The following is a 5,355-nucleotide window of genomic DNA, read 5'->3' on the forward strand; positions in this document are numbered from 1 at the left end:
GTTGTCCACAGGGGGCGGGACGGGCCTTGCCCCCGCCATGGCACCCGGCCGTACACTGGCTCAGGAAGATCTGGCACTCGCGACAGTTGAGTGCCAAGGGCAGGTTCCCGAGGACTCGGCCGACTGGAGGTGCGCGCGGTGCTGAGTGAACGCAGGCTCGAGGTGCTTCGCGCCATCGTCCAGGACTATGTCGGCACCGAGGAGCCGGTGGGCTCCAAGGCGCTCACCGAGCGGCACCGGCTGGGCGTCTCCCCGGCCACCGTGCGCAACGACATGGCCGTGCTGGAGGACGAGGGCTACATCGCCCAGCCGCACACCAGCGCCGGCCGCATCCCCACCGACAAGGGCTACCGCCTGTTCGTGGACCGGCTGGCCGGCGTCAAGCCGCTGTCCGGGGCCGAGCGCCGCGCCATCCAGAACTTCATGGACGGGGCGGTCGACCTGGACGACGTGGTGGGCCGCACGGTGCGGCTGCTGGCGCAGCTGACCCGGCAGGTCGCGGTCGTGCAGTACCCCTCGCTGACCCGTTCCACGGTGCGGCACGTGGAGCTGCTGGCGCTGTCCCCGTCCCGGGTCATGCTGGTGCTGATCACGGACACCGGCCGGGTAGAGCAGCGCATGGTGGACTGCCCCGGTCCGGTCGGGGAGACCGCGCTGGCGGATCTGCGGGCGCGGCTGAACAGCCGGGTCGTGGGGCGCCGCTTCTCGGACGTGCCGCAGCTGGTGCAGGACCTGCCCGAATCCTTCGAGACCGACGAGCGGGGCACCGTCTCCGCGGTGCTGGCCACGCTGCTGGAGACCCTGGTCGAGGAGACCGAGGAGCGGCTGATGATCGGCGGCACCGCCAATCTCACCCGCTTCGTGCATGACTTTCCTCTCACCATCCGGCCGGTGCTGGAGGCACTGGAGGAGCAGGTGGTGCTGCTCAAGCTCCTTGGCGAGGCCAAGGACTCGGGCATGACCGTGCGCATCGGGCATGAGATCGCCCATGAGGGGCTGAATTCCACGTCCGTCGTCGCGGTCGGCTACGGTTCGGGCGACGAGGCAGTCGCCAAACTCGGCGTGGTCGGACCGACCCGCATGGACTACCCCGGAACGATGGGAGCGGTACGCGCAGTGGCACGTTACGTCGGACAGATCCTGGCGGAGTCGTAAGTGGCGACGGACTACTACGCAGTCCTGGGCGTGCGGCGTGATGCCTCGCAGGACGAGATCAAGAAGGCGTTCCGCCGGCTCGCCCGCGAGCTGCACCCGGACGTGAATCCGGACCCGAAGACGCAGGAGCGCTTCAAGGAGATCAACGCCGCCTACGAGGTGCTGTCGGACCCGCAGAAGAAGCAGGTCTACGACCTCGGCGGGGACCCGCTGTCCAGCACCGGCGGCGGCGCCGGCGCGGGTGGCTTCGGCGCGGGCTTCGGCAACTTCTCCGACATCATGGACGCGTTCTTCGGCACCGCCTCGCAGCGCGGGCCGCGGTCCCGCACCCGCCGGGGCCAGGACGCCATGATCCGGCTGGACGTGGAGCTGGACGAGGCCGCGTTCGGCACCACCAAGGACATCCAGGTGGACACCGCAGTGGTGTGCACCACCTGTAGCGGCGAGGGCGCGGCCCCGGGCACCTCCGCCCAGACCTGCGACATGTGCCGCGGTCGTGGTGAGGTCTCCCAGGTCACCCGGTCCTTCCTGGGGCAGGTCATGACCTCCCGGCCGTGCCCGCAGTGCCAGGGCTTCGGCACCGTGGTGCCCACCCCCTGCCCGGAGTGCGCGGGCGACGGGCGGATCCGCTCCCGGCGCACCCTGACGGTCAAGATCCCGGCCGGTGTGGACAACGGCACCCGGATCCAGCTGGCCGGCGAGGGCGAGGTCGGCCCCGGTGGCGGCCCGGCCGGCGACCTCTACGTCGAGATCCACGAGCTGCCGCACCCGGTCTTCCAGCGGCGCGGCGACGATCTGCACTGCACGGTCACCATCCCGATGACGGCGGCGGCGCTGGGCACCAAGGTGCCGCTGGAGACGCTGGACGGCCTGGAGGAGGTCGACATCCGGCCGGGCACCCAGTCCGGGCAGTCGATCCCGCTGCACCAGCGCGGCGTCACCCATCTGCGCGGTGGCGGCCGGGGCGACCTGGTGGTCCACGTCGAGGTGCAGACCCCGACCAAGGTGGACGGGGAGCAGGAGGAGCTGCTGCGGCGGCTGGCCAAGCTGCGCGGCGAAGAGCGCCCGATGGGGGAGTTCAAGCCCGGTCAGCAGGGTCTGTTCTCGCGGCTGAAGGACGCCTTCAACGGGCGGTAGAGCCACGGCCGGCAGTGTGCCGGCAAGGGCCCCGGGAGCGTTTCGGCGCCCCGGGGCCGACGCCGTCCTCGGGCCGCCGCGGTGGCCGGGGTCGTTACGGGTCGGTGCGGTGAACGTGACACGATGTGTTCATGTCCTCCGCGCTGACCGATCTTTTTCGGTACCCGATCGTGCAGGCCCCCATGGCGGGTGGGGCCTCCTGCCCGCAGCTCGCCGCCGCGGTCTCCGCGGCCGGCGGCCTCGGCTTCCTGGCCGCCGGCTACAAGACGCCGGAGGCCATGTACGAGGAGATCAAACAGCTCCGCGGACTGACTGGGCACCCCTTCGGCGTCAACGTCTTCATGCCGCAGCCGGCCACCGCCGACCCGGCCGCCGTCGAGGTCTACGCCGAGCAGCTGTCCGGCGAGGCGTCCTGGTACGAGACCCCGCTGGGCGACCCGGACTCCGGCAACGACGACGCCTACGAGGTCAAGCTGGCGATCCTGCTGGAGGACCCGGTCCCGGTGGTGTCCTTCACCTTCGGCTGCCCCTCGCGGGCCGTCCTGGAGGCGTTCGCCGGGGCCGGCACCCGCACCGTGGTCACCGTCACCTCGCCCGCCGAGGCGCAGGCCGCCGAGCGGGCGGGCGCCGACGCGGTCTGCGTCCAGGGCATCGAGGCCGGCGGGCACCAGGGCACCCACTTCGACGACCCGCACGCCGACTGCACCGCCGCCGGCCTGGGCCTGCTCTCGCTGATCACGCTGGTCCGGGAGGCGGTGCCGCTGCCGGTGATCGCGGCCGGCGGACTGATGCGCGGCGCCCAGATCGCCGCCGTACTGGCGGCCGGCGCCGACGCGGCCCAGCTGGGCACCGCCTTCCTGGTGTGCCACGAGTCGGCCGCCCACCCGCTGCACAAGCGGGCCATGACCGACTCGCTGTTCACCCGCACCGAGCTGACCCGGGCCTTCACCGGGCGCCCGGCACGCGGTCTGGTCAACCGCTTCATGCGCGAACACGGCCGGTACGCCCCGGCCGCCTACCCGCAGCTGCAGCACCTCACCGCGGGGCTGCGCAGGGCGGCGGCCAAGGTGGGCGACCCCCAGGGCATGTCGCTGTGGGCCGGCCAGGGGCACCGGCTGGCCCGTGAGATGCCGGCCGGCCGGCTGGTCGAGGTGCTCGCCGCCGAGATGGACAACGCGCTCGGCTCGGTGCCCGGCACCTGGACCGGAGCGGCCTCGTGACCGCGCCCGTCTTCGTGGTGGAGGCCGTGCCGGCCGTCGGCGAGTTCGTGCTGGACGGACCGGAGGGTCGGCACGCGGTCTCGGTGCGCCGGCTGCGGACCGGTGAGGAGCTGGTCCTCACCGACGGCCTGGGCGGCTGGGCGGACGGCGTGGTGCTGGCCGCCGAGGGCAAGGACCGGCTGGTGGTCGAGGTACGCGCCCAGGGCGTCGAGGAGCCCCCCACCCCGCGGATCACCGTGGTGCAGGCCCTGCCCAAGGGAGACCGCGGCGAGGTGGCGGTGGAGACCATGACCGAGACCGGGGTGGACGCGATCGTGCCCTGGTCCGCGGCCCGCTGCATCACCCAGTGGCGCGGCGACCGGGGCGCCAAGTCGCTGGCCAAGTGGCGGAGTACGGCCCGGGAGGCGGGCAAGCAGGCCCGCCGGGTGCGGTTCCCCGAGGTGGCCGAGCAGATGACCACCAAGCAGGTCGCGGCGCTGCTGGCGGCGGCCGACTTCGCCGCCGTGCTCCATGAGGACCGGCAGGCGGGCAGCGATCCGCTGGCCACCGCCGCGCTGCCGGCCGAGGGCGAGATCGTGCTGGTGGTGGGCCCCGAAGGGGGTGTGTCACCGGAGGAGTTGGCGGTCTTCGCGGAGGCCGGGGCGAAGCCGTACCGGCTGGGCCCGAGCGTCCTGCGCACCTCCACCGCCGGTACGGCCGCCACCGCGCTGCTGCTGGGACGCACCGGGCGCTGGTCGTAGGGGCGGCCGCCGGGACGGGCGCGAGGGTGGCCGAAGACGGTCTTCCGGATCGCCGTTCCGGGATGACAACCTGTCCCCTATGAGGCTATTGCGCCATCTTGGACGCGGCAGGGTGCTGCCGGCGGCCGCCGCGGTGAGCGTCGTGTTCGCCGCCGCGACCGCCTGTGAACCGCAGGACGAGCAGGGCCTGACGGCCGTCAGCGCCGCCTACACCACGGACGAGGTCGCCACCAAGGCCCTGGAGCGCGGCGGCATAGACGTGCGCTGGCTCAGCTGCACCGGGAACGCCAAGGGCGACGAGGTGGCCGGCTCCTCCCGCAAGCCGATCCGCGCGGTCGACGTCGACTGCCGCGGCACCGCGGAGAAGCACGACGCGGAGATCCGGGTGACCGGGGTGGTCACCTACCAGCGCAAGGGCAGATGCGTACGCGGCGACCTCACCGCGAAGGTGGCCGGGCGGAAGGCCTTCCACGCCTCGCTGATCGGCGACTGCGGGCCCACCAGCCGGCCCTCCTGACGCCGCCCGGCACCGCCGAGGCGCCTGCCGCGAGGGGAGGCGCACCGCTGACGGCCATGGCCCGGCGGTGCGCCACCCGATGGCGTCCGGCCTCGGCGACCGGCCTGGCGACCCCCGGGCCGCCCGGCGACGGAAGCCGATGGCCTCCGTGCCCCGGCGCCGAACTCCGGGAACCCCACACCCTCCTGGCAGGTCCCCCGGGCGCGGGTCGGTGAGGCCCCGCCAGGTCGCCGAGAAGGGAACCTCACCGGATCACCGCGGACGGCTCCTCGGACCGGTGGCCCTCCGAACGGCCCCGACCGGGCACCGGGGAGCGGGCGGAGCGGTGATCGAGACAGCCTAGGCTGTGCCCATGCCGGACGACTCGCCTCTGATACGGAGCATGCGCGCGGCCGTCGCCGCCGCCCCCGACGACCTGCCGCTCCGCCTCCACCTGGCGCAACTGCTGCTGGACGGCGGGCAGGTCCCGGACGCCATCGCCGAACTGGCCGCCGCGCTCCAGCGCGAACCCGGCAACCAGGAGGCCCAGGCGCTGATGGCCCGTGCGGTGGCCCCGGCGGCCATGACCGCCCCCGCGCCCCAGGAC

6 protein-coding genes are annotated in these 5,355 nt (G+C 73.4%); all 6 read left to right on the top strand.

Going from position 1 to position 5,355, the window contains the following annotated elements; genetic code table 11:
* Positions 1 to 138 precede the first annotated feature (138 nt).
* On the top strand, positions 139 to 1,155 hold the full coding sequence (gene hrcA, locus E4099_RS28540) for a heat-inducible transcriptional repressor HrcA (protein ID WP_135342011.1): 1,017 nt from the start codon (positions 139 to 141) through the stop codon (positions 1,153 to 1,155).
* Positions 1,156 to 2,292, top strand: a complete 1,137-nt coding sequence (gene dnaJ, locus E4099_RS28545; protein WP_135342012.1) for a molecular chaperone DnaJ — start codon at positions 1,156 to 1,158, stop codon at positions 2,290 to 2,292.
* 131 nt (positions 2,293 to 2,423) lie between these two features.
* The gene (locus tag E4099_RS28550; protein WP_135342013.1) at positions 2,424 to 3,512 is read left to right on the top strand and encodes a nitronate monooxygenase; all 1,089 of its coding nucleotides are present in this window, start codon (positions 2,424 to 2,426) and stop codon (positions 3,510 to 3,512) included.
* The gene (locus E4099_RS28555) at positions 3,509 to 4,252 is read left to right on the top strand and encodes a 16S rRNA (uracil(1498)-N(3))-methyltransferase (protein ID WP_135342014.1); all 744 of its coding nucleotides are present in this window, start codon (positions 3,509 to 3,511) and stop codon (positions 4,250 to 4,252) included. Before E4099_RS28550 ends, E4099_RS28555 begins: the two co-directional genes overlap by 4 nt.
* A gap of 79 nt (positions 4,253 to 4,331) precedes the next feature.
* The gene (locus E4099_RS28560; protein ID WP_135342015.1) at positions 4,332 to 4,769 is read left to right on the top strand and encodes a hypothetical protein; all 438 of its coding nucleotides are present in this window, start codon (positions 4,332 to 4,334) and stop codon (positions 4,767 to 4,769) included.
* 352 nt (positions 4,770 to 5,121) lie between these two features.
* On the top strand, positions 5,122 to 5,355 hold a 234-nt coding region (locus E4099_RS28565; protein WP_135342016.1), incomplete at its 3' end, for a tetratricopeptide repeat protein.

It is taken from the genome of Streptomyces palmae (genome assembly GCF_004684805.1).
GTDB lineage: Bacteria > Actinomycetota > Actinomycetes > Streptomycetales > Streptomycetaceae > Streptomyces > Streptomyces palmae.